Here is a 23,226-nt window from a genome sequence, read left to right as displayed (position 1 = left end):
GATCAGTCCTTGAGCAGGGAGTGGATGTCGGAGGCGAACTGGGCGGCGGAGGTCGATTCCTGCCACATCACGTCGGCCTTGCCGTCCTGGAGTCCCAGGACGAAGGTCGAGTGACCGCCGAGATCGTAGCCACCGCTCGGCAGCTTCTTGCCGTCGTTGACGTAGACGTGCAGGGCGCTGGCCGCGGTGATGATCTTGCCGATCGGCGCCGTCAGGCCGATGAAGTCCTTGTTGTAGCCGTCGAGGTAGGCGCGCAGCACCTTGGTGGTGTCGCGCGCCGGGTCGGAGGTCACGAAGACCATCCCGGTCCGGGCACGGTCGGCGGCGTCGAGCTGGTTGAAGGCCGCGGCGATGTTGTTCATGACCAGCGGGCAGAAGTCCGGGCAGTGGGAGAAGCCGAAGAAGACCAGCGTCAGCTTCTTGTCGGTGGTGTCCTTCGCCAGGGAGTACGCCGACCCGTCGGTGTCGGTGAGCGCCTGGGTGGGCGCCGGCCACGGGTTCTCCAGCTTGCGGCCGGTGAATCCCCCCGGGCCTCCCCCGCACGCGGTGAGGACCAGGGTCGCGACGAGCGCGGCGACCACGCCGGTGACGGTCCTACGCACGGACTCCCCCGGCCAGCTCCTCGGTCAGCGCGGTCAGCGCCTTGATGCCCGCGGTGAGATCGCCGGCGTTGTCGAGCAGCGCACGGACGAACGCCGAACCGACGATCACCGCGTCGGCGTAGCGGGCGAGCTCCTTGGCCTGGGCGCCGGTGCTGACCCCGACGCCGACGCCGACCGGCAGGTCGGTGGTGGCCTTGGTGCGGGCCAGGAGCGGCGCGACGACGTCGGCCGTCGCCTGCTTGCCGCCGGTCACCCCCATCACCCCCGTGGCGTAGACGAAGCCGCGGCTGGCCGCGGTCGTCATCGCGATCCGCTCGTCGGTGCTCGATGGCGAGACGAGGAAGACCTTGTCGAGGTCGCGCGCATCAGCCGCGGCGATCCACTCGGGGGCGTAGTCGGGGGTCAGGTCGGGCGTGATCAGGCCCGCTCCCCCGGCGTCGAGCAGGCGCTGGGCGAACCGGTCGACGCCATGGCGCTCGACCGGGTTCCAGTAGGTCATCACCAGGGTCGGCGTACCGGTGGCGGCGACGGCCTCGACGACGCGGAACACGTCCTCGGCGCGGACGCCGGCGTCGAGCGCCTGCTGCGCGGCGGCCTGGATGATCGGGCCGTCCATGACCGGGTCGCTGTAGGGCAGCCCGATCTCGATGACGTCGCAGCCCGCGTCGACCATCGCCTTGAGCGCGGTGATGGAGCCGTCCACGTCGGGGAAGCCGGCCGGGAGGTAGCCCACGAGCGCCTTGCGGCCCTCGGCCGCCGCCTTCGCGAAGGCGGTGCTGGTGCTGGTCACTTCTGCTCCTCCGCGCTGGGGCCGGCGTTGCCGAGACCGAAGTACTCCAGCGCCGTGCCCATGTCCTTGTCGCCGCGACCCGAGAGGTTCACCAGGATCGTCTGGCCCGGGCGCTCCTTCGCCAGCCGCAGCGCGCCCGCCACGGCGTGCGCCGACTCGATCGCCGGGATGATGCCCTCGGTCTGGGCGAGGGTGCGCATGGCAGCCATCGCCTCGGCGTCGGTCACGGGGAGGTACGTCGCCCGGCCCGCCGCGCTCAGCGCGGAGTGCTGGGGACCGACGCCCGGGTAGTCCAGGCCCGCGGAGATCGAGTGCGACTCGACGGTCTGGCCGTCCTCGTCCTGCAGGACGTAGGTGCGGGCGCCGTGCAGCACGCCGATGCTGCCGGCATGGATCGTGGACGCGTGGCGACCGGTCTCGACGCCGTCGCCCCCGGCCTCGAAGCCGTAGATGGCGACCTCCGGATCGTCGAGGAAGCCGGCGAACAGGCCGATCGCGTTGGAGCCACCGCCGACGCACGCAGCGATCGCGTCGGGCAGGGCACCGTACTGGTCGAGGCACTGCTGGCGCGCCTCGTCGCCGATGCCGCGCACGAAGCTGAGCACCAGGCTCGGGAACGGGTGCGGGCCGGCGGCCGTGCCGAAGAGGTACGCCGTGTGGTCGACCGTGCTGACCCAGTCGCGGAGCGCCTCGTTGATGGCGTCCTTGAGGGTGGCGCTGCCGGACTCGACCGGGACCACCTCGGCGCCGAGGAGCTGCATGCGCGCGACGTTGAGCGCCTGGCGCTCGGTGTCCACGCGGCCCATGTAGACGGTGCAGTCCAGGCCGAGGTAGGCGGCCGCGGTCGCGGACGCGACGCCGTGCTGGCCGGCGCCGGTCTCGGCAATGACGCGCTTCTTGCCCATCCGCTTGGTCAGCAGCGCCTGGCCGAGCACGTTGCGGATCTTGTGGGCACCCGTGTGGTTGAGATCCTCGCGCTTGAGCAGGATGCGTGCGCCGGCCAGCTCGCTGAGGCGGGTGGCGTCGTAGAGCATCGACGGGACGCCGGCGTACTCCTTGAGCAGGCGGTCGAACTCACCGGTGAACGCGGGGTCGGCCATCGCCTCGCGCCAGGCCGCGTCGAGCTCGTCGAGGGCGGCCATGAGCGCCTCGGGCATGAACTTGCCACCGAAGGCACCCTCGCCGCCGAACCAACCGGCCGCGTCGGCACCGAACGCGCTGGTCGGGTCGATCTTGTCGAGACTCATGCCTGGATTCCTGTCATCGCTGCGACGGCGTCACGGGGCGCGCCGTCCTTGACCAATGCCTCACCGACGAGCACCGCGCGGGCGCCCTCGGACACGAAGCGCTTGACGTCCTCGGGGGTGAAGATCCCGGACTCGGCGACCTTGACCCGGTCGTCGGGGATGAGTGGAGCGAGCCGCCCGAAGGTGTCGCTGTGGATCTCGAGGGTCTTGAGGTTGCGCGCGTTCACGCCGACCAGCGGAGCGCCCAGGGCGACCGCGCGGGCCGTCTCCTCCTCGTCGTGGACCTCGAGCAGGACGGTCAGGCCGAGGTCGGTCGCGACGTCGAACAGCGTGCGGAGCTGACCGTCGTCGGTGATGGCCGAGCACATCAGCAGCGCCAGGTCGGCGCCGTTGGCCCGCGCCTCGACGAGCTGGTACTCGGTGACGATGAAGTCCTTGCGCAGGATCGGGGTGTCGACCGCCGCGCGGACCGCGCGGAGGTCGGCGAGGCTCCCGCCGAACCGGCGCTGCTCGGTGAGCACGCTGATCGCGGCAGCGCCGCCGGCGGCGTACTCCTTGGCGAGCGCAGCGGGATCGGGGATGTCGGCGAGCGCGCCCTTGCTCGGGCTCTTGCGCTTGACCTCGGAGATCACGCTGCTGCCGGGCGCTCGGAGCGCCGCCATCGGGTCGCGTACGCCGGGGGCGTCGGCCAGCCGCGCACGCAGCTGCTCGAGCGGCAGCTCGGCCTCCCGGGCGGCGAGGTCCTCGCGCGCGCCGGCGATGATCTGGGCCAGGACGTCACTCACGCCGTCATCCTCTCAAAGCCACCCCAACGGCCTCGCCCCGGATCAGGGAGCGAGCCAGCTGCCGGCAGGGGTGTTGCGCAGGACCACGAAGGCGACGAGCAGCACGGCGAGGACGGCGGCCCCGATGTTGATCGATCGCAGCCCGGGTTCCCACGGGCGGCCGGCCCACCGGCCGAACGACCAGCGCACGAAGACGTAGGCGATCAGCGGCAGGCCGGCGACGAGGAACAGGTTGCTCGACGCGGCGGCGCCGATCTGCAGGTTCGTCAGGTCGTTGACCGCACGCAGGCCGCCGCAGCCCGGGCAGTAGACGCCGAACAGGGCGTACGTCGGACAGACGCCCCACGACCCGTGGTCGTGGGGGTCGCGCAGGTGCAGCGCCACCGAGGCCGCGGCGAGGCCGCCGACCACCAGGGCCGGCGGGAGCATCCGGCGCGAGCGCGCCGTCGCCATCACCTGAGGATCAGTGACCCGACTCGTGGAAGCCGAGCTTGGCCATCACGACGAAGATGGCGCCGGCCGCGACGGTGATCGCGACGCCGACCCAGAAGATCGGCATGCTGACGGGCTGGAGCATGATGCCGACGGCACCGACCACGAACCCCGCGAGGGCGATCAGGACAGCGGTCCAGGCCGCCGGGGTGTTGCCGTGGTTGTCCGACATGAGTGCTCCTTGCTGCGTGGGCCGTTCGGCTTGCGGGTGGATTCTACGCAGTCGGGTCGTCGCCCTCGTCCAGCGACTTCCACAATTCGAGGTTGGAGCGCTCCTCGACGGGTACGTCGACCGTCGCGACGGCACCGGCCGGGGCGTCGTACTTGGTGCCCATCTCGGGCCAGGACCGGGCGAACCGGACCGCGGCGACCGCCGCGACGAGGCTGAGGGCGGCGCCGGCGAGGGCGACCCACATCCATCCGGTGGGGTCGAGCGGCACGGTCTCGCTCGCGCCGAGGCGCGACGTCAGGTCCCGGGTAGCGCTGTCGTCCTTGACGAACGCGCCGACGACCAGCGCCGCGACGGCGCCCCCTGCGGCGAGCGCGGTCAGCGCGGCGACCACGCGGCGGAACCTGCCGCGGGTGACCAGGACCGCGCCCCAGGCGGCGAGCGTGACGAGTGCCAGCGCGCCGGCGAGCGGGAAGTCGACGCCGTGCTGGCCCTGCAGGCCGGCCTCGGGATTGATGGCCTTGAGCGAGGTGAGGTAGTCCGACGGGATCGTCAGCATCGTCTTGTGACCGCCGATCGCGGCCATGCCCGCGCCGGCGAGTCCGACCAGGACGACGGGCCCGAAGGTACGCCGGGCCTCAGCCACCGAGCAGCCCCTCGTCGAAGCAGGTGCGCGCGCCGGTGTGGCACGCGACGCCCTCCTGGTCGACCTTGAACAGGAGCGTGTCGCCGTCGCAGTCGAGGCGCACCTCCTTGACGTGCTGGGGGTTGCCCGACGTCTCGCCCTTGACCCAGTACTCGTTGCGGCTGCGCGACCAGTAGGTCGCGCGGCCGGTGGTGAGCGTGCGGTGCAGCGCCTCGTCGTCGACCCACGCCAGCATCAGCACCTCACCGGTGTCGTGCTGCTGCACGATCGCCGGCAGCAGGCCGTCGGTCGTGCGCTTCAGTCGGTCGGCGATGGCCGGGTCGAGGGACGTCACTCCCCCATCATCCCAGCCGGGTCACGCAGGCGCTGGAGCGGTGGTCGTGCGGTTCGCCGAGGTGCCGATCGCTAGCCCTGCTGCGCGGTCCAAGAGGCGTGCAGGCCGGCGTACACGCTGCCGGCCTGCCGGGCCAGCTCGGCGTGCGGACCGCGCTGGACGATGCGGCCCTCGTCGACCACGACGACCTCGTCGGCCGCCTCGGCCGTGGAGAGGCGATGCGCGATGGTGACGCTGGTGCGACCCCGCATGAGGCGCTCCAGAGCCCGGCCGATCCGCATCTCCAGCTCGGGATCGACCGCGCTGGTCGCCTCGTCGAGGACGAGGAGGTCGGGGTCGGCGAGCTGGGCCCGGATCAGCGCGACGAGCTGGCGCTCCCCCGCGCTCAGCGACTCACCGCGCTGGCCGACCTCCGTGGCCAGGCCCGCGGGCAGGCCGGCGAGCCAGTCGCCGAGGCCGAGCTCGTCGGCCGCCGCCGTGATCGCGGCGTCGGTGGCGTCGATCCGGCCGTAGCGGGCGTTCGCCGCGAGGGTGTCGTCGAACAGGAAGCCCTCCTGCGGGACGAGGACGACGCTGCGGCGCAGGCTGTCCTCGCGGACCTCGCGCAGGTCGACGCCGTCGAGCCGGACGGTGCCGGTCGTGGGGTCCATGAGGCGGGTCAGCAGCTTGGCCAGCGTCGACTTGCCCGAACCGGTCTCGCCGACGACGGCCACCCGGCGACCGGCCGGGATGTCGAGGTCGATGTCGCGGAGGACCGGCGTACCGCCGGGGTAGGCGAACGCCACACCCTCGAAACGTACGTCGACCGGGCCGTCCGGCAGGCTCGTGCCGGACTCGCCCGGGTCGACCAGGTCGGCCGGCGTCTCGAGGATCCCGATGACGCGGCGCCAGCTGGCCAGGGCGTTCTGGGCGTCGGTGAGGATCTGGGTGCCCAGCTGGACCGGGTTGACGAAGAGGCTGACCAGGAACGCGAACGCGAGGATCGTGCCGACGCTCATCGGGCGCGGCGTGAGGCCGCTGTGGTCGGACAGCCACACGCCGCCGAGCACCACGCCGATGTTGGCCAGCCCTCCGCAGAGCCCGCCGAGGCTGAAGCTGACCACGCTGTAGCGCTGCGCCCGCGTCTGGGCGTCGCGCGCCGCGTTGACCGCCTCGTCGATGCGCACCTGGGTGCGCTCCTCGATCGCGTAGGCCTTGACGACGGCAGCCCCGACGACGGGCTCGGAGATGACACCGAGCATCGCGCCGACCCGGGCCCGCACCTCGGCGTACGCCACCGAAAGGCGCTTCTGGAACCACTGGAGGCTGAGGAACAGCGGCAGGAACGCGAGCCACACCACGAGCGCCAGCACCCAGCTGTAGACCGCCATCACCACGGTGGCCACCAGGATCTGGCCGATCGAGATGACCAGCAGGAGGCCACCGTTGACCAGGAACTGGCTGATCTGGTCGACGTCGCTGGTGACCCGGGAGACCAGGGCGCCGCGGCGCTCGGTGTTCTGGGTGAGCAGCGGCAGGTCGTGCACGTGCCGGAACGCGGTGGTCCGCAGCGTCGCCAGACCGCGCTCGCTGGCGACGTACAGGCGCGCGGTCATCAGGTAGTTGGCATAGCTGGTGAGCAGGAGCGCAACCAGGCAGATCGCAGCCGCGGCCGCGGCGATCGCCATCGGGTGCGGGGCGTCCACCGCCCGGTCGAGGGTCTGCTGGACGGCGATGGGTACGACGACCTGGCCGATGCTCGCGATCACCGCGAACAGCGTCGTCAGGCGCAGGCCCACCGACAGCTCGGGCGAGTGCCGGAAGCCGCGGCGGATGGTGTCGAGCGCGCCCAGCTCGGCGCCGCTCTCGATGGTCCCGGCGCTCATGCGCGCACCGCCTCGGGCTCGCCGGCCTCGTAGGCGTTGACCAGACGGAAGTAGTCCGGGCTGCGCTCGAGCAGCTCGGCGTGCGTGCCGCGAGCGGCGATCCGGCCGTCGGCCAGGTGGACGACCTCGTCGGCCAGCCCGATGGTCGCCTTGCGGTAGGCGACCACCACCATCGTCGTCGCGTCGGCGATCGAGCCGTGGCGCGACCTGATCGCGGCCAGGATCCGCTGCTCCACCTCCGGGTCCACGGCACTCGTCGCGTCGTCGAGGACCAGCAGCCGCGGTCGGCGTACGAGCGCGCGAGCCAGGGAGAGGCGTTGTCGCTGGCCCCCGCTCAGGCTGGTGCCGCGCTCCCCCAGCCGGGTGTCGAGACCATCGGGGAGCGCTCGCACGAACTGCGCGGCCTGGGCCGTCTCCAGCGCCGTCCAGACCTCATCGTCGGTGAACGCACCGCCAAGGGTGACGTTGCCGCGCACGGTGTCGTCGAAGAGGAACGCGGTCTGCGGGACGACGGCGACCGACCCGGCGAGCTCGCCCGCCGCCAGCTCGCGCAGGTCCACGCCGTCGACGGTGATGCGGCCCTGGCCGGGGTCGACCAGGCGGGCCAGCAGCGTGGTCAGCGTCGACTTGCCGGAGGCCGTCGCACCCACCAGCGCGGTCGTGCGGCCCGGCGCGACGTCGAAGCTGACACCGTCGAGGACCGGCTGGTCGGGCAGGTAGGAGAAGGCGACCCCATCGACCGCCAGCGCCACTCCGCGGTCGCTGTCGGTCAGGCGCCGGTCGCCGTACGGCAGGCGGCCGGAGGCCTCCAGGACGCGCGAGACCCGCCCCCAGCCGACGACGCTGCGCGGGAACTGGCCGAGCAGCCAGCCGATCGAGCGGATGGGCATCGAGACGACCGTCAGCAGGTAAGCGACCTCGACGACGTCGCCCGGCTGGACCTGGCCGTGCGTGGCACGCATGACGCCCAGCAGCAGCACCGCGAGCACGCCGATGTCGGGCAGTGCGGCGAGCGCGGGATCGAAGGCGGCCTGGAGCCGGCCGGCCCGGATGTTGACCTCGGCCAGCTCGTCGGCGACACGTCGGAAGCGCCGCGTCTCCTCGGCCTCACGGCCGAGCGTCTTGACCACCATGGCGCCGTCGAACGACTCGTGGGCGACCTCCGAGAGGCGGCCGCGCAGCTGTTGGGCCTGCATCATCAGTGGGCTGGTGAAGCGGCGGAAGACGATGTTGGCGGCGGCGACGGCCGGGAAGACAAGGACACCGACCACGGCGAGCACGGCGTCCGCGAGGAACATCTGGACCACGGCGATCACCATCATCACCAGCGTGCCGACCGCCATCGGCAGCGGCGCGATCGGCGACCACGCCGCCTCGACGTCGGAGTTGGCGTTGGACAGCAGCTCGCCGGTCGGGTGGCGCTGGTGCCACTCCATCGGCAGCTCGAGGTAGCGGCGCGTGACGTCTCGCCGCGAGTGCGCCTGCATCCGGTACTGCATGACGCCGGCGCCGATCCGTCGCGCGATCACGCCGACCGCGCGCAGCACGGCGACCCCGCCGAAGAGCGCGACCACGGCCCAGCGCAGCCCGGGCCCGACGTGCCCGTCGCTGAACCACGGGATCAGGACGTGGTCGGTCGACCAGCCCAGCACCCAGGCGTCGGCCGCCGCCAGGGCGCCGAAGAGGGCGGCACCGAACGTCGAGACGGCGAACATCCACGGCTCACGCCGGATCGCCACCCACAGGACCGCGAGGCCTTCGCTCGTCGTACCTCTCGGCCTGCCTGTGCTCACTTCTGCCCGCAACCGTCCGTCGGAGCGGGCTATTCCCTCTGTACGGCGTACGAGCCCGGTGCCATGCTGCGAGACATGGTCGTGGCGGTGCTCGTGCTCCTGGTCGTCCAGTCCCTGCTCGGCGTTCTCGCGCTCCTGAGATGGCGTCGCGCGCTGCGCACGGGCGCGTCGTTCCCGTGGCCGCTGGTCGCATCGCATGTCCTCGTCGCGGACATCGCCACGGCGCTGTGGATCGCACGGCTCGTCACCGACGCGGGCGGCTGGGGCTGGGCCTCCTTCGGGGTGCTGCTGGTCGGCAACGGTCTCGGCGACCTGGTGCTGGCCGGCCGCTGGCGCCTCGACGCGGCTGTCGGCGGCCGCTGGCTCACCGGCTGGGTCTCCGGCGCCAAGGGCCTGCTCGACCCCCGTCGCCGCGTCGGCGCGCTGCACGCCACCGGCGCCGGGGTGGTCACCGTCCTGGTGCTCGTCGCCTGCATCCTGGGCTGACGCTCCCTGACCGATCGAACGCTGACCGGGTGGGCTGGGTGTCACCAGGTGACACCGAACCCACCCGATGACGGGATCGAGCCGTAGCGGTCGCGTAGACGAAGCGGCGCACCGCTCCAACGTACGCCGCTCGCGCGTGCCGAGCTCGCCGTCGGTCGCGAACTTGTGCGGCTTGGCTCCTGGCGCCTGGTCGGCTCAATAGTCGTAGGCGACCGACGATGCGTAGAGACTGCGGACGTCGCCGGCCGACCGCACGGCGGCACGCACGTGCGGCTCGGTGAGGTCGAGGACCCGACCGTCCGCGACAGCCTCGATGCGATGGAAGATCGCGCCGTGCTCCTCGGCGTACGCAGCAAGACCGCGGAGCTTCGGGAGGGCGTCGTCGAGGTGGGTGCCATGCGGGTCGACGATCGACGGCACGATGGCGCCGTCGACCTCACCGAAGAAGACGAAGTCGGGGCACATCCGGCGCCAGGTCCCCTGCTGGTCGCGATACGCGATGGCCAGGCACGCGAACGAGGCTGGCCCGCGCGGGGACCGGCGCCTAGCGTTCCTGGCACGTGACAACGCCGCTCGGGAGGATGCACGATGGAGAACGTGAACACCGCGATCAGTGTCGCCGTTGGCGCACTCAGCATCATCGCCGCGCTCGGCGCGATGTTCAGGTGGTTCAAGGTGTCACTGCTCGAGTCGCTCGACGCACAGATCGACGCGAAGCTCGATGGCAGATTCGAGACGATCGACCGCAGGTTCGACGCCGTGGACGCTCGCTTCGACGCCGTGGACGCTCGCTTCGATGCGATGGACATGCGCTTCGAACGGCTCGAGTCGCGAGTCGATCACGGGTTCGAGATGACCAACCTCCGGTTGGAGCATCTCGAGGGCGACATGGTGCTGGTCAAGAAGCATCTGCTGGGCAGCGCCGCCTGAGCAGTCGGTCAGACGATGGCGCCATCGTCGGGCATTGCGGTCCTCGACGGCAGCGGCTGGACCACGCGCACGCTCATCGGGAACGTCGCCGTCGCGCCCTCGAGCAGGACCAGGAAGGCGTCGGCACCGTCGCGATAGACCTCGCGTGCCTGCAGCGCCCACGGATCGGGCGGGTTGAAGCGGAACGCGATCGCCCGGGCCGCCTCCAGCGCGTCGTCGCGCGAGACGTGGATTCGACGCTCGACGTGGACGATGGTCGGCGGCTTGGCCTGTCCGCCGTTGGAGTACTCCACGACGACCTGCCAGTCGCCGCCCTCCTCGGGGGTCGTGGGCTCGCCGTACACCTGGTAGTCAGCCACGTCGCCACCCTGCCCCGCGGCGGGGCTGCCTCAAACGCCCTGTTGCCCCGTCAGCCACTCGGCGAAGGTCTGGCGCCCGGTGACGACGTGACCGGTCGGCAGCAGGTCGCCGCGCGCCATCTGGCCGCCGGCCCTTCCGGGGAGTCGCAGCGGTACGACGCGGCGGGACTCGCCCCGCGCGGCCACGACCTGGCGCGCGAGGTCGGGCATCTGGTGGACCTCGGGGCCGGCCATCTCGTCGGTCATGCCGAGCGGGCGGCCCAGGGCGAGGTCGACCAGGTGCGCGGCGACCTCGGCGGCGGCGACGGTCTGGCTCTGCATCTTCGGGATGACGGCGACCGGGCCCTTCATCCGCTCGAGGAGCTGGCCCGGGAACTCGTGGAACTGCGTCGCGCGGAGCACCGTGGTGGGGATCGGCCCCGCCATCGCGAGCTGCTCCTGACGCACCTTGCCGGCGTAGTACCCGAAGGAGACCCGGTCGGCGCCGACGATCGAGAGCACCACGTGGTGGCCCACGTCCGCGCGCTCCTCGGCCTCCAGCAGGTTGCGGGTCGCGGCCTCGAAGAACGCGACGGACTTCTTCGCGGCGGTCGCGACCACGTTGGAGCAGTCGATGACCGCGTGCACGCCGTCGAGTGCGTCATCGAGACCGGCGCCAGTCGTCAGGTCCTGGCCGGTGCTGCGGCTGAGCACGACCGCCTCGAACCGCTGACGGCGCAGCTCCTCGACGACGAGCCTGCCTACGACGCCGGTGCCACCGGCCACTGCTACGCGCATGGGAGGAACCTATCGCCGCGAGCTTCGTAGCCGGACGGACCCGTTGGGAGCAGTGTGAATCGTGTGACCCACGAGGCGCCGGTTCAGGATCGTGGCGCGCAACGGGTACGTCCGGCTACGACGTCAGCGGACGGGATGGCCCGCGGCGGAGAGCCCGGCCTTGACCTCACCGATGCGCAGGGTGCCGAAGTGGAAGACCGAGGCGGCCAGCACGGCGTCGGCGCCGGCATCGACCGCCGGGGCGAAGTGCTCGACGGCACCGGCACCACCGGACGCGATGACGGGGATCTTCACCGCGGCGCGGACCTGGCGGATCATCTCCAGGTCGAAGCCGTCGCGGGTGCCGTCGGCGTCCATCGAGTTGAGCAGGATCTCCCCCGCGCCGAGCTCGGCCGCGCGGACCGCCCACTCGATCGCGTCGATGCCCGTCGACCTCCGACCGCCGTGGGTGGTGACCTCGTAGCCGGAGTCGGTGCGGACGTCACCGGAGACGCGGCGCGCGTCGAGCGAGAGCACCAGCACCTGGTTGCCGAAGCGCTCGGCGATCTCGCTGATCAGCTCCGGCCTGGCGATCGCGGCGGTGTTCACGCCGACCTTGTCGGCGCCGGCCCGCAGCATGGTGTCGACGTCGGAGACGGCGCGGATGCCGCCACCGACCGTGAGCGGGATGAAGACCTCCTCGGCGACCTTGCTGACGACCTCGAGGGTCGTCGAGCGGCCGTCGGAGGAGGCCGAGATGTCGAGGAAGGTCAGCTCGTCGGCGCCCTCCGCGTCATAGGTACGCGCGAGCTCCACCGGGTCACCCGCGTCGCGCAGCTCCTTGAAGTTGATGCCCTTGACCACGCGGCCGGCATCGACGTCGAGGCACGGGATGACGCGTACGGCGAGGCTCATGCGCGTCGGTGGGGGTGACCGGCCGGCAGCGTCACCTCGAGGGCGTCCTCGAGGGTGAACTGCCCGGTGTAGAGCGCGGTGCCGGCGATGGCGCCCTCGACGCCGATCTCGACGAGCGTCATCAGCGCGCGGATGTCGTCGAGCGTGGTCACGCCACCGGAGGCGATGAGCGGCTTGTCGGTGGCGGCCGCGACGTCGCGGAGCAGCTGCAGGTTCGGGCCCTGCAGCATGCCGTCCTTGTTGACGTCGGTGACGACGTACCGGGCGCAGCCCTCGGAGTCGAGGCGGGCCAGCGTCTCGTACAGGTCGCCGCCGTCGCGGGTCCAGCCGCGGGCGGCCAGCGTCGTGCCGCGTACGTCGAGCCCGATGGCGACCCGGTCGCCCCACGTCGCGATCGCCTTCGCGCACCACTCCGGCTGCTCCAGCGCGGCGGTGCCGATGTTGACGCGGCGGCAGCCGGTCGCCATCGCGGCCTCGAGCGACTCGTCGTCGCGGATGCCGCCGCTCATCTCGACCTTCATGTCCAGCTTGCCGACGATCTCGGCCTGCAGCTCGCGGTTGGTGCCGACGCCGAACGCGGCGTCCAGGTCGACGAGGTGCAGCCACTCGGCGCCGGCCTCCTGCCAGCGCAGCGCCGCCTCGATCGGGTCGCCGAAGACCTTCTCGGACCCGTCCACGCCCTGGACGAGCTGGACGGCACGGCCGCCCTTGATGTCGACGGCCGGCAGCAGCTCGAGGTAGTCAGACAAGAGAATCCACCCAGTTCTTGAGGAGTACGGCGCCCGCGTCCCCGGACTTCTCCGGGTGGAACTGCGTGGCGCACAGGGGTCCGTTCTGCACGGCCGCGACGAAGCGGTCGCCGCCGTGCTCAGCCCACACGACGCGGGGCTGGTAGGCATCGGGGGTGCGGTCGTTGGTGACCAGCTCCCACTCGCGCACGCCGTAGGAGTGCACGAAGTAGAAGCGCTCGCCCTCGACGCCGTCAAACAGCCAGGTGCCGTCCGGGACCTCGACGGTGTTCCAGCCCATGTGCGGGACGATCGGGGCCTGGAGCCGCTCGACCGTGCCGGGCCACTCGCCACAGCCCTCGGTCTCGACGCCGTGCTCGATGCCGCGCCCGAACAGGATCTGCATGCCCACGCAGATGCCCATCACGGGACGGCCGCCGGAGAGGCGACGGGCGATGATCCGCTCGCCGCGGATCTCGCGCAGACCCTTCATGCAGGCCTCGTAGGCACCGACACCCGGCACCAGGAGGCCGTCGGCGTTCATGGCCGCATCCAGGTCGGCGGTCAGCTCGACGCTCGCGCCGGCGCGCTCGACGGCGCGGACGGCGGAGCGGACGTTGCCGGAACCGTAGTCCAGGACAACGACGGATGGCTTCGACAAGATCGACCTCCGGCGCTTACAGGGCGCCCTTGGTCGACGGGATGCCCGTCTCCCTCGGGTCGATCGCGACCGCGTCGCGGAACGCGCGCGCGAAGGCCTTGAACTGCGTCTCCACGATGTGGTGCGGCTCGCGGCCGGCCAGCACGCGGACGTGCAGCGCGATGTGGGCGTGGAACGCGATGGTCTCGAAGACGTGCTTGGTCAGGGAGCCGAGGTAGGACACCCCGGAGCCGCCGAGCTGGACGTACTGCTGTCCCTCGGGCTCGCCGGTGTGCACGCAGTAGGGGCGGCCCGACACGTCGACGACGGCCTGGACGAGCGCCTCGTCGAGCGGGACGGTCGCGTCGCCGAAGCGGCGTACGCCGGCCTTGTCGCCGAGCGCCTCGCGCAGGGCCTGGCCGAGCACGATCGCGGTGTCCTCGACGGTGTGGTGGGCGTCGATGTGCGTGTCGCCGTCGGTCTGGACGGTGAGGTCGAGCAGCGCGTGCCGCGCGAAGGCGGTGAGCATGTGGTCGTAGAAGCCGACGCCCGTGGAGATGTCGTGCTTGCCGCTGCCGTCGAGGTTGACCTCGACGACGACCTTGGACTCGCTGGTCTGGCGCTCGATGCGAGCAGTCCTGGCGGTCATGCGCGTTCTCCGTTCACTTCGGTGAGGGCAGTCTTGAAGGCTGCCATCTCTTCGGGGGTGCCGACCGAGACCCGCAGCCAGCCGTCGGGTCCGGTCTCCCGGATCAGCACGCCGCGGTCCAGCAGACCCTGCCAGACAGCATGCCGGTCGGCGAATCGCCCGAACAAGCAGAAATTGGCGTCCGAGTCGGCCACCTCGTAGCCCTGGCCGCGCAGCCAGGCGACGAGGTCGTCGCGCTCGACACGCAAGGCGTCGACGTTGGCGAGCAGCTCGTCGGCGTGCCGGAGCGCGGCCAGCGCGGTCGCCTGGGTGACGGCGGAGAGGTGGTAGGGCAGGCGGACGATCCGGATCGCGTCGCAGATCGCCTGGTCGGCGGCGAGGTAGCCCAGCCGCAGGCCGGCGGCCGCGAAGGCCTTGCTCATGGTGCGGCTGACGATCAGGTTGCGCTGGGTCGGCAGCATCTCGATCGCGCTGGGCGTGCCGGTGCGGCGGAACTCGCCGTACGCCTCGTCGACGACCACGACGCCCTGCTCCCCCACCGCCTCGCAGAGCGCGGTGATGGCCTCGGGCGGCAGCGCGGTGCCGGTGGGGTTGTTCGGGCTCGGCAGCAGCACGACCGACGGCCGCACCTCCTCGACCAGGGCGCGCGCCTTGTCGAGGTCGAGCGAGAAGTCGGTCTCACGGGCGCCCGCGACCCACTCGGTGTGGGTGTTGCGGGCGTACTCGGGATACATGGAGTACGTCGGAGCGAAGCTGATGGCCGTGCGTCCCGGTCCGCCGAACGCCTGCAGGATCTGCTGCATGACCTCGTTGGAGCCGTTCGCGGCCCAGATCTGGTCAGACGTCAGGCTGACGGCGGGGACGTCGCGGTGGAGGTACGCCGCCAGCCCGGTGCGCAGCTCGGCGAACTCGCGGTCGGGGTAGCGGTTGAGGTCCTTCGCCGCTGCGGCGACCGCGGTCGCGATGTCCTCGAGGCACGCCTCGGACGGGCCGTAGGGATTCTCGTTGACGTTCAGCAGGAACGGAACATCGATCTGCGGGGCGCCGTACGGCTCGATGCCGGCCAGCTCGGGCCGGATCGGGGGGAAGGTCATCAGCGGGTCCTGACGGTGATCGCGGCGCCGTGGCCGGGCAGGTCCTCGGCCTCGGCCAGCGTCACGACGTGACCGGCGACGGCCTCGAGACCCTCGCGGCTGTAGTCGATGACGTGCACGGACTTGGTGAACGCGCGCACCGACAGGCCGCTGCTGTGGCAGGCGCAGCCGGCCGTCGGCAGGACGTGGTTGGAGCCGGCGCAGTAGTCGCCGAGGCTGACCGGGGCGTAGGGGCCGACGAAGATCGCGCCGGCGTTGCGGACCTTCGCGGCGTCCTCGGCGGCGTTGGCCGTGTGGATCTCGAGGTGCTCGGCGGCGTACGCGTTGACGACCTCGAGGCCCTGCTCGATGTCGCGCACGAAGACGATGCCGGACTGCTTGCCGCTCAGCGAGGTGGTGATCCGCTCGGTGTGCTTGGTGGCCGCGACCTGCTCGTCGAGCTCGGCGTCGACGGCGTCCGCGAGGGCCTCGCTCGTGGTGACCAGGACCGAGGCGGCCAGCGGGTCGTGCTCGGCCTGGGAGATCAGGTCGGCAGCGACGTACGCCGGGTCGGCGGTCTCGTCGGCCAGGATCGCGATCTCCGTCGGGCCGGCCTCGGAGTCGATGCCGACCTGACCCTTGAGCAGGCGCTTGGCGGTGACGACGTAGATGTTGCCGGGTCCGGTCACCATGTCGACCTTCGCGCACTCACCGACGCCGTAGGCGAACATCGCGATCGCCTGGGCACCGCCGACGGCGTACACCTCCTCGACGCCGAGCAGCGCGCACGCCGCCAGGATCGTCGGGTGGACCGAGCCGCCGAACTCCTTCTGGGGCGGGCTGGCCAGGGCGATCGACTCGACGCCGGCCGTCTGGGCGGGCACGACGTTCATCAGGACGCTGGAGACGAGCGGGGCGAGACCGCCGGGCACGTAGAGGCCGACGCGGCCGACCGGCACCTTGCGGTGGGTCACCCGCGCGCCCGGCGCGAGGTCGGTGACGACGTCGTGCTCGAGCTCGGCGGCACAGGTCAGCCGGAGGCGGCGGATCGACTCCTCCAGGCCCGCGCGGATGTCGGGATCGAGCTGCTCGAGCGCCTGCTGCAGGGTCGCGGGCGCGACCCGGATGTCGTCGACCCGGACGCCGTCGAACTTCTCGCCGTACTCGATCAGCGCCTCGACGCCGCGCTCACGGACGCCCTCGCAGATCGCGTGGACCGCCGGCACCGCTGCCTCGATGTCGAAGTCGGCGCGGGGCACGGCCGCGCGGTGGTCCGCGCCGGCGGGCGCGTCGCGCAGGTCGATGCGACGGATGAGGGCCATGGCCCCGATTCTACGGTCGCCCGTCGCGGCGACTCGCGCGCATTACCTCTGGCGGACGGATCGTCGCGGACTACGTTGGAGGCGTGACCACCGAGATCCCGATGTTCCCGCTGAACACGGTGCTGTTCCCGGGCGTCACGCTGCCACTACGCGTCTTCGAGGACCGCTACCGCGCGCTCGTCGAGCACCTCCTCGAGATCGACGACCCGGCCGAGCGCGTGTTCGGCTCGGTCGGCATCCGCGAGGGGTACGAGGTCGGCGACCACGGGGCGCAGTCGCTGTTCCGCGTCGGCGTACGCCTGCAGCTCACGGAGGTCGAGAGACGGCGCGACGGGACGTACGACGTCGTCGCGGTCGGTCGTGACCGCATCCGGCTCGACCGCCTCGACCCGAGCGACGCCTACCCGCGCGGCTCGGTCGACGTGCTGCCCGAGCTCGACCGACCGGTGACCCAGCACGTGGTCGACAAGGCCCGCGCGACGTTCTCGGCGTACCGCCTGGTGATGGCCGACATCGCCGCCGATCCCTACGACGGCGACCTGCCGCAGGACCCGACGTACCTCTCCTGGACACTCGCCGCCTGCGCTCCCCTGCCGATGGCCGAGCGTCAGTCGCTGCTCGAGGCCGACGACCCCGAGGAGCGACTGATCCTGGTCACCGACCTGCTCAGGTCCGAGCTGCGGGCCATGAACGTCATCCCGTCGCTGCCCGCGACCGAGGTCGCACGGACGGCGTGGTCGCCGAACTGAGCGCTCAGTCGGCGGAGACGCGCAGCTGGAGGTGACCCCAGCCGTCCTCGGACCAGACGGCGAGACCGACGGCCAGGAGGTGGCGGAGGTTGTCGGCGACGCGCTCGTCCTCGCCGCGCATGCCGTCGCGCAACGCGGCCTTCACGAGCCCGGAGTGCAGGTCGACGTACAGCGCCTCGGCGACGTGGTGCCCGTCGAGGTCGACGACGTCCTTGAACCGGTCGGAGTCGGTCAGGCCGCCGCTGCCCGTCAGCATCCGACGGGCGTCGGGCGTGAGGCCCGAAGGTCAACCCGTCCTGGGAGGCGGAGACCAGCCCCTCCGGCACGTGCACACCGCGGGTCAGCCGCTGGTAGTAGCCGAGCACCCGCTTCGCGGAGGAGGGCGACGGGATCAGCCTTGCTGCTAGGGGCAGCTCGTCGGGAGTCCGGGGCAGCTCGTCCTTGGTCGGGCCGATCGCGGCTACGACCTGTGACTGGAGGAGGTCGAGGAACACCTTCTGCAGGGGCGCGCCGAACATCTGCCGGTAGAACCGCGTCACCATCGCCACCCGGCGCGCACCCTGGAGCGACATGCCCACTCGGAAGCCCCGCATGAACTGGCTGCGCATCTTGTCGAGGTCACCGGCCGCGGCACGCATGTCGACCGCAACGGCGGCCGTCGAGCCCGACGGCAGCCCACCGAGCAGGTCGTTGACGGCGGACGAACTGGTGTCGTGCCGCCTCGTGGACCGGATCGCTGCATCGAGGCGGGCGGAGCCGCCGTCGGCGTGGAGCGAGAGGCCGACGTACGGCATGTCGGAGAGCATCTTCTTGACGAAGGCGGCCGGCACGTCCTCCTCGCTGATCATCTGCCCCAGCAACGGGAACAGCTCCTTGAGCGAGGCATAGCCGGTCACGATGCCGGTGCCCCCCGCGGCCGCGACGGCGTCCTGGTACGCCGAGCTGTCGGCGAGGCTGCCCGACTTCGTCTGCGCGACCACCGCGTCGGCGTACGACTGCTTCTCGGCGAACACGATCCAACCGTCGTGGACGTCCCAGGCCCCGAAGTCGGGACCACCGCACTTCTTGAGCGCGGCCATGCCGCGGTCGGCCTTGCCGTCGTCGGTCGACTGGAGCACGACGATCGGCTGCGGTGCCTTGTTGATGCTGACCGCCGCGATCGCGGCTCGGCTGCCGAGCCACGGCGCCAGGTCGTGGTCGAAGTCGACCTTCCCCGCGCACGGGCCGTCCTGGAGGATCAGGTTCGCGATCAGCTCACGCACGTCACCGACCGACCCGAGGTCCTTCTGCTCGCTGATCGGGAACTTCTTGATCAGTGAGCGGGCCGCCAGCTTCTGCTTGCCGCTCGGGCTCAGGTCGACCGCGAGGTAGCCCAGCGTCGAGGAGGGCAGTGCCACGGCCGGCTGCTCACCGGTGTGGAAGTACCACCGGGCACCGACGGCACCGGCGACGGCCGCACCGACCAGCACGACTCCCCCGGTCGCCAGCGCAACGCGCTTCTTCCAGCGCGGCTTGCGGGCGACGGAAGGCATCGGCGGCATGGGCGGCACCACGGGCGCCCCGGACTCGTCCGACATGGTGGTTTCTCCTCGCAACGGTCCGACCGAACGCGCCGATGCTGCACCACAACCCCGACGGCCGTCCGCCGAATCGGGGAATTCGTCTAGACCGGAGGCTTCGCGCGCTCGCCCGAGATCGTGAGCATCACGCCGAGGAAGCCGAGTAGGCAGCCGACCGGCCAGACGAGGTACGGCGTCCATCCCGCGACTGCCAGGTGCCCCTTGAGGTGCTTGCCGAGGTGCGCCTTGTCGGCCCACCGCTGCGGGTCGGGAGGGCTCATCGCCACGCCCACCCACCACATCAACCACGCACCGAGGGCGGCGGCGGCGACCGCCGTCCCGAGCGTGATGAAGGGGCGATTGCGGCCCAGGACCGCGATGACGATGCCGACGAGCAGTGCCAGGCCGAGGCCGACCAGGACGTACTCGAAGGTGCCGGAGGCGACATGGGTCTGACCGGGGTCCAGAGGGGTGGCGTACCAGGAGTAGCTGAGGTCGCGACGCTGGAAGATCTCGCCAGCCGGAGCGGGCGACCACCAGCGCCACCAGAGCCAGCCGCCCAGGGAGGCCGCGCCGGCGGCGAGGGCGAGCAGGGAGGCCACCAGCAGGCCGATGGAGGCGCCGGCAGGCAGGCGCGGGCGATAGCGGCGCCCCGGGGGCGCGGTCGGCGTCGTCATCGTCACCCGGCCAAGCATCCAGGACCGAGCAACTGCTTGAGGTCGGCGAACAGAGAGGGAGACGGCGTGACCCTCAGCCGGTCGTCGAGCTTCATCACCCGGGTGGCGTCGCGCATCAGCAGCTTGAGCCGGACCTCGTTCATGCCGGGGTGGGTCGCGAGCACCTCGCGGAGCTGCTGGATCACCGGGCCGGTGCACCGGGTGGCGGGCAGGCTGATCGTCACCGGGCCGTCGGAGCTGGCCTCGATGTCGGGGACGGTGACCTCCTGTCCCCGCAGCTGGACCGACTCGCGCTCCTTGTCGAGCTGGCCACGCACCCGCAGGATCGCGTCCTCGGTGAGATACGGCGCCGCGAGTCGGTAGGAGCTCGGGAACAGCAGCACCTCGACGGCACCCTCGAGGTCCTCGAGGGTGATGCTCGCCCAGGGGTCGCCGTTCTTGGTGACCTTGCGCTGCACGCTGGTGACCAGGCCGGCGACGGTGACCGTGGTGTTCTGCGGGATCGCCTCGTCGGCGATCAGCTGGCCGATGGTGTGGTCGGTGCCGTTGGACAGCACGTGCTCGAGGCCGAGCAGCGGGTGGTCGGAGACGTAGAGCCCCAGCATCTCGCGCTCGTAGCCGAGCAGCTTCATCTTCTCCCACTCGTCGATCTCGGGGATCGTGACGTGGGTGCCGAAGGCCCCCTCCTCCCCGTCGTCGCCGAGGCCGGCGAACAGCGAGTCCTGCCCGATCGCCTCGTTGCGCTTGATGTCGACGTACTGGTCGACGGCCGTCTCGTGGATCGCTACCAGCGCCGAGCGGTGGTGCTTCATGTCGTCGAACGCGCCGGCCTTGATCAGCGAGTCGATGACCCGCTTGTTGCAGACCTGCGGCGGCACCTTGTCGAGGAAGTCGTTGAAGTCGCTGTAGCGGCCCTTGCCCATGCGGCCCTCGACGATGCCGTCGACGACGTTGGAGCCGACGTTGCGCACGGCGGTCAGGCCGAAGCGGATGTCGTTGCCGACGGCGGTGAAGTTGTGGGCCGACTCGTTGACGTCGGGCGGCAGGACGGCGATCTTCATCCGGCGACACTCGTTGAGGTAGATCGCCATCTTGTCCTTGTTGTCCTTGACCGAGGTCAGGAGCGCGGCCATGTACTCCGTGGGGTAGTTGGCCTTGAGGTAGGCGGTCCAGTAGGTGATGACGCCGTACGCCGCCGAGTGCGACTTGTTGAAGGCGTAGTCGGCGAACGGGAGCAGGATCTCCCAGAGCGTCTTGACGGCTTCCTTGGGGTAGCCCCGCTCGAGCATCCCGGCCTCGAAGGCGGCGAACTGCTTGTTCAGCTCGTCGATCTTCTTCTTGCCCATGGCGCGGCGCATGTTGTCGGCAGCGCCCAGCGAGAAGCCGGCGAGCACCTGCGCGATCGCCATGACCTGCTCCTGGTAGACGATCAGGCCATAGGTCTCGCCGAGGACCTCCTTGAGCGGCTCCTCCAGCGCCGGGTGGATGTAGTCGATCTCCTGGCGGCCGTTCTTGCGCAGCGCGTAGTTCGTGTGCGAGTCGGCACCCATCGGACCCGGGCGGTAGAGCGCGGAGACGGCGGTGATGTCCGCGAAGCAGTCGGGCTGCATCAGGCGCAGCAGGGACTGCATGCCGGAGCCATCGAGCTGGAAGACGCCCAGCGTGGTGCCGCGACCCATCAGGTCGTACGTCGCCCGGTCGTCGAAGGGGAGCTCCTCCAGGACCAGGTCCTCGCCGCGGTTGGCGCGGATGTTGTCGAGCGCGTCCTCGAGCGTGTGCAGGTTGGACAGACCGAGGAAGTCCATCTTGACCAGCCCGAGCTCCTCGCACTTCGGGTACTCGAACTGGGTGACGACCTGCCCGTCCTGCTTGGGCTCCATCAGCGGGACGATGTCGATCAGCGGCTCGCTGGCCATGATCACGCCGGCCGCGTGGATGCCGGTCTGGCGGATCTGGCCCTCGAGGCCGGTGGCCACCTCGTAGATGCGGCGTACCTCGGGGTCCTCGGCGTACAGCGCCCGGAACTCGCCACCGTCGGAGTAGCGCTTGTGGTCGGGGTTGAACAGCTCCTTGAGCGGGACGCCCTTGCCCATCACGTCGGGCGGCAGCACCTTGGTGATCTTGTCGCCGATGGCGAAGCCGTGATCGAGGATGCGGGCGGCGTCCTTGATCGCCTGCTTGGACTTGATCCGGCCGAACGTCGCGATCTGGGCGACCTTCTCGGCGCCGTACTTCTCGGTGACGTACTTGATGACCTCGCCGCGGCGGTGGTCGTCGAAGTCGATGTCGAAGTCGGGCATCGAGGGACGTTCCGGGTTGAGGAACCGCTCGAAGAACAGGCCGTGCTCCAGCGGGCACAGGTCGGTGATGCGCAGGGCGTACGCCGCGATGGAGCCCGCACCGGAGCCACGACCCGGTCCCACGCGGATGCCGTTGTCCTTGGACCACTGGATGAAGTCGGCGACCACGAGGAAGTACCCGCAGTAGCCCTTCTGGGTGATGACGTCGAGCTCGAACTCGGCGCGGTCCTTGACCTCCTGGGTCAGCGCCTCACCCGGATAGCGCGACTCCAGGCCCCGGAAGACCTCCTTGCGCAGCCAGGACTCCTCCGTCTCGGAGTCGGGGATGTCGGCCTTGGCCATGTAGCCGCCGGTCGACTCGAAGAACTCGACCTCGCACCGCTCGGCGATCTCGAGGGTGTTGTCGCAGGCAGCCATCAGGTCCTGGCGACCCCACAGCTCGCGCATCTCCTCGGCCGACTTGATGTAGTAGCCGGTCCCCTCGAAGGCGAACCGCTTGCCGCCCTGGGAGTACGGCGGCTCGGTCAGCCGGCTGCCCGACTGGACGCAGAGCAGGGCCTCGTGGGCGCTGGCGTCCTCGGGGTTGTTGTAGTGGGAGTCGTTGGTCGCGATCGGCTTGAGGTTGAGCTCGCGACCGAGGCGCAGCAGGTCGTCACGGACCCGCTTCTCGATGTTGATGCCGTGGTCCATCAGCTCGAGGTAGACGTTGTCGTGCCCGAAGATCTCGCGCAGCTCGCCGGCCTCGCGGACGGCCTCGTCCCACTGGCCGAGCCGCAGCCGGGTCTGGATCGCGCCGGACGGGCAGCCGGTGGAGACGATGATCCCCTCGCTGTGCTGGGCGAGGATCTCCTTGTCCATCCGGGGCTTGTAGAAGTAGCCCTCCATGCTCGCCCGGCTGCTGAGCCGGAACAGGTTGTGCATGCCGGTGGTGTTCTGGGCCCACATGGTCATGTGGGTGTAGGCGCCACCACCGGAGACGTCGTCGCCGCCCTCCTCGTCCGAGCCGCCCTTGCCCCAGCGCACGCGCTTGCGCTCGCCGCGCGGGGTGCCGGGGCTGATGTAGGCCTCGATGCCGATGATCGGCTTGACGTCGTACTTCTTGGCCTTGGAGTAGAAGTCGTAGGCACCGTGCAGGTTGCCGTGATCGGTCATCGCGATCGACTTCATGCCGAGGTCGCTGACGCGGCTGAACAGGCCGTCGAGCAGCGAGGCCCCATCGAGCATCGAGTACTCGGTGTGGACGTGCAGGTGGGCGAAGTCCCCGGTTGAACCGGCCATCGGTGCTACGGCGCTCCTCGCGGTCAGGCGGGCGGGTGGTTGATCGGGGAAGAGCATCAGACTACCGGCCCCGAGCGACCCA

The 23,226-nt window shown here is 70.9% G+C and carries 24 protein-coding genes; 3 read left to right on the top strand and 21 right to left on the bottom strand.

Annotated features, from left to right (window positions below; all coding sequences use genetic code 11):
- Positions 1–2: 2 nt before the first annotated feature.
- The 10 genes from ACYVJ3_RS14765 to ACYVJ3_RS14720 all read right to left on the bottom strand — a co-directional run bounded on the left by ACYVJ3_RS14765 (position 3) and on the right by ACYVJ3_RS14720 (position 8,723).
- On the bottom strand, positions 3–602 hold the full coding sequence (locus ACYVJ3_RS14765; RefSeq protein WP_460853814.1) for an SCO family protein: 600 nt from the start codon (positions 600–602) through the stop codon (positions 3–5).
- The gene (trpA, locus tag ACYVJ3_RS14760) at positions 595–1,392 is read right to left on the bottom strand and encodes a tryptophan synthase subunit alpha (protein WP_460853813.1); all 798 of its coding nucleotides are present in this window, start codon (positions 1,390–1,392) and stop codon (positions 595–597) included. The genes ACYVJ3_RS14765 and trpA overlap by 8 nt, the downstream gene beginning before the upstream one ends.
- Positions 1,389–2,639 carry a tryptophan synthase subunit beta gene (gene trpB, locus ACYVJ3_RS14755; protein ID WP_460853812.1) on the bottom strand — a complete coding sequence of 417 codons (1,251 nt, stop codon included), beginning with the start codon at positions 2,637–2,639 and terminating at the stop codon, positions 1,389–1,391. The genes trpA and trpB overlap by 4 nt, the downstream gene beginning before the upstream one ends.
- Complete coding sequence (gene trpC, locus ACYVJ3_RS14750; protein ID WP_460853811.1) at positions 2,636–3,424, bottom strand: indole-3-glycerol phosphate synthase TrpC; 789 nt, start codon at positions 3,422–3,424, stop codon at positions 2,636–2,638. Before trpC ends, trpB begins: the two co-directional genes overlap by 4 nt.
- A 42-nt stretch (positions 3,425–3,466) precedes the next feature.
- Complete coding sequence (locus ACYVJ3_RS14745; RefSeq protein ID WP_460853810.1) at positions 3,467–3,877, bottom strand: DUF2752 domain-containing protein; 411 nt, start codon at positions 3,875–3,877, stop codon at positions 3,467–3,469.
- Between the two features lie 10 nt (positions 3,878–3,887).
- A complete protein-coding gene (locus ACYVJ3_RS14740) occupies positions 3,888–4,088 on the bottom strand; it encodes an HGxxPAAW family protein (RefSeq protein WP_460853809.1) in 201 nt (66 codons plus the stop codon).
- Between the two features lie 43 nt (positions 4,089–4,131).
- Entirely contained in the window at positions 4,132–4,731 is a 600-nt protein-coding gene (locus tag ACYVJ3_RS14735; protein WP_460853807.1) for a Trp biosynthesis-associated membrane protein, read from the bottom strand.
- A complete protein-coding gene (gene hisI / locus ACYVJ3_RS14730; RefSeq protein ID WP_460853806.1) occupies positions 4,724–5,065 on the bottom strand; it encodes a phosphoribosyl-AMP cyclohydrolase in 342 nt (113 codons plus the stop codon). Before hisI ends, ACYVJ3_RS14735 begins: the two co-directional genes overlap by 8 nt.
- A gap of 71 nt (positions 5,066–5,136) precedes the next feature.
- The gene (locus tag ACYVJ3_RS14725) at positions 5,137–6,930 is read right to left on the bottom strand and encodes an ABC transporter ATP-binding protein (RefSeq protein ID WP_460853805.1); all 1,794 of its coding nucleotides are present in this window, start codon (positions 6,928–6,930) and stop codon (positions 5,137–5,139) included.
- Positions 6,927–8,723, bottom strand: coding sequence for an ABC transporter ATP-binding protein (locus ACYVJ3_RS14720; protein WP_460853804.1), 1,797 nt, complete (start codon positions 8,721–8,723; stop codon positions 6,927–6,929). The genes ACYVJ3_RS14725 and ACYVJ3_RS14720 overlap by 4 nt, the downstream gene beginning before the upstream one ends.
- Positions 8,724–8,786: 63 nt before the next feature.
- Here ACYVJ3_RS14720 and ACYVJ3_RS14715 point away from each other — a divergent pair, with 63 nt between their 5' ends.
- Complete coding sequence (locus ACYVJ3_RS14715) at positions 8,787–9,209, top strand: hypothetical protein (RefSeq protein ID WP_460853803.1); 423 nt, start codon at positions 8,787–8,789, stop codon at positions 9,207–9,209.
- A gap of 195 nt (positions 9,210–9,404) precedes the next feature.
- On the opposite strand, the gene ACYVJ3_RS14710 is transcribed toward ACYVJ3_RS14715, so the two are convergent.
- Complete coding sequence (locus ACYVJ3_RS14710) at positions 9,405–9,674, bottom strand: hypothetical protein (RefSeq protein WP_460853802.1); 270 nt, start codon at positions 9,672–9,674, stop codon at positions 9,405–9,407.
- 132 nt (positions 9,675–9,806) lie between these two features.
- Here ACYVJ3_RS14710 and ACYVJ3_RS14705 point away from each other — a divergent pair, with 132 nt between their 5' ends.
- On the top strand, positions 9,807–10,139 hold the full coding sequence (locus ACYVJ3_RS14705) for a hypothetical protein (protein WP_460853801.1): 333 nt from the start codon (positions 9,807–9,809) through the stop codon (positions 10,137–10,139).
- A gap of 8 nt (positions 10,140–10,147) precedes the next feature.
- Here ACYVJ3_RS14705 and ACYVJ3_RS14700 read toward each other — a convergent pair whose 3' ends face one another.
- The 8 genes from ACYVJ3_RS14700 to hisD form a co-directional block, all read right to left on the bottom strand.
- Positions 10,148–10,498 carry a hypothetical protein gene (locus tag ACYVJ3_RS14700; RefSeq protein ID WP_460853800.1) on the bottom strand — a complete coding sequence of 117 codons (351 nt, stop codon included), beginning with the start codon at positions 10,496–10,498 and terminating at the stop codon, positions 10,148–10,150.
- Positions 10,499–10,528: 30 nt separating this feature from the next.
- On the bottom strand, positions 10,529–11,275 hold the full coding sequence (locus ACYVJ3_RS14695) for an SDR family oxidoreductase (RefSeq protein ID WP_460853799.1): 747 nt from the start codon (positions 11,273–11,275) through the stop codon (positions 10,529–10,531).
- A gap of 123 nt (positions 11,276–11,398) precedes the next feature.
- Positions 11,399–12,169 (bottom strand): imidazole glycerol phosphate synthase subunit HisF, encoded by a 771-nt coding sequence (hisF, locus tag ACYVJ3_RS14690; protein WP_460853798.1) that lies wholly within the window; start codon positions 12,167–12,169, stop codon positions 11,399–11,401.
- Positions 12,166–12,918 (bottom strand): bifunctional 1-(5-phosphoribosyl)-5-((5-phosphoribosylamino)methylideneamino)imidazole-4-carboxamide isomerase/phosphoribosylanthranilate isomerase PriA, encoded by a 753-nt coding sequence (gene priA / locus ACYVJ3_RS14685; RefSeq protein ID WP_460853797.1) that lies wholly within the window; start codon positions 12,916–12,918, stop codon positions 12,166–12,168. Before priA ends, hisF begins: the two co-directional genes overlap by 4 nt.
- Entirely contained in the window at positions 12,911–13,558 is a 648-nt protein-coding gene (gene hisH, locus ACYVJ3_RS14680; RefSeq protein ID WP_460853796.1) for an imidazole glycerol phosphate synthase subunit HisH, read from the bottom strand. Before hisH ends, priA begins: the two co-directional genes overlap by 8 nt.
- Before the next feature lie 16 nt (positions 13,559–13,574).
- Entirely contained in the window at positions 13,575–14,186 is a 612-nt protein-coding gene (gene hisB / locus ACYVJ3_RS14675) for an imidazoleglycerol-phosphate dehydratase HisB (protein ID WP_460853795.1), read from the bottom strand.
- The gene (locus tag ACYVJ3_RS14670; protein ID WP_460853794.1) at positions 14,183–15,280 is read right to left on the bottom strand and encodes a histidinol-phosphate transaminase; all 1,098 of its coding nucleotides are present in this window, start codon (positions 15,278–15,280) and stop codon (positions 14,183–14,185) included. Before ACYVJ3_RS14670 ends, hisB begins: the two co-directional genes overlap by 4 nt.
- Positions 15,280–16,581: a histidinol dehydrogenase gene (hisD, locus tag ACYVJ3_RS14665; RefSeq protein WP_460853793.1), complete on the bottom strand. Its 1,302-nt coding sequence runs from the start codon at positions 16,579–16,581 to the stop codon at positions 15,280–15,282. The genes ACYVJ3_RS14670 and hisD overlap by 1 nt, the downstream gene beginning before the upstream one ends.
- An 83-nt stretch (positions 16,582–16,664) precedes the next feature.
- On the opposite strand from hisD, the gene ACYVJ3_RS14660 reads away from it, so the two are divergent.
- Entirely contained in the window at positions 16,665–17,330 is a 666-nt protein-coding gene (locus ACYVJ3_RS14660; protein WP_460853792.1) for an LON peptidase substrate-binding domain-containing protein, read from the top strand.
- Between the two features lie 1,663 nt (positions 17,331–18,993).
- Here the strand turns inward: ACYVJ3_RS14660 and ACYVJ3_RS14655 are convergent.
- On the bottom strand, positions 18,994–19,572 hold the full coding sequence (locus ACYVJ3_RS14655) for a hypothetical protein (protein WP_460853791.1): 579 nt from the start codon (positions 19,570–19,572) through the stop codon (positions 18,994–18,996).
- Positions 19,569–23,144 carry a DNA polymerase III subunit alpha gene (gene dnaE, locus ACYVJ3_RS14650; RefSeq protein WP_460853790.1) on the bottom strand — a complete coding sequence of 1,192 codons (3,576 nt, stop codon included), beginning with the start codon at positions 23,142–23,144 and terminating at the stop codon, positions 19,569–19,571. Before dnaE ends, ACYVJ3_RS14655 begins: the two co-directional genes overlap by 4 nt.
- Positions 23,145–23,226: the final 82 nt, after the last annotated feature.

The organism is Nocardioides montaniterrae, assembly GCF_054782655.1.
Note: the sequence above shows the minus strand (reverse complement) of the source record. Positions and strands in the feature narration are given on the sequence as shown.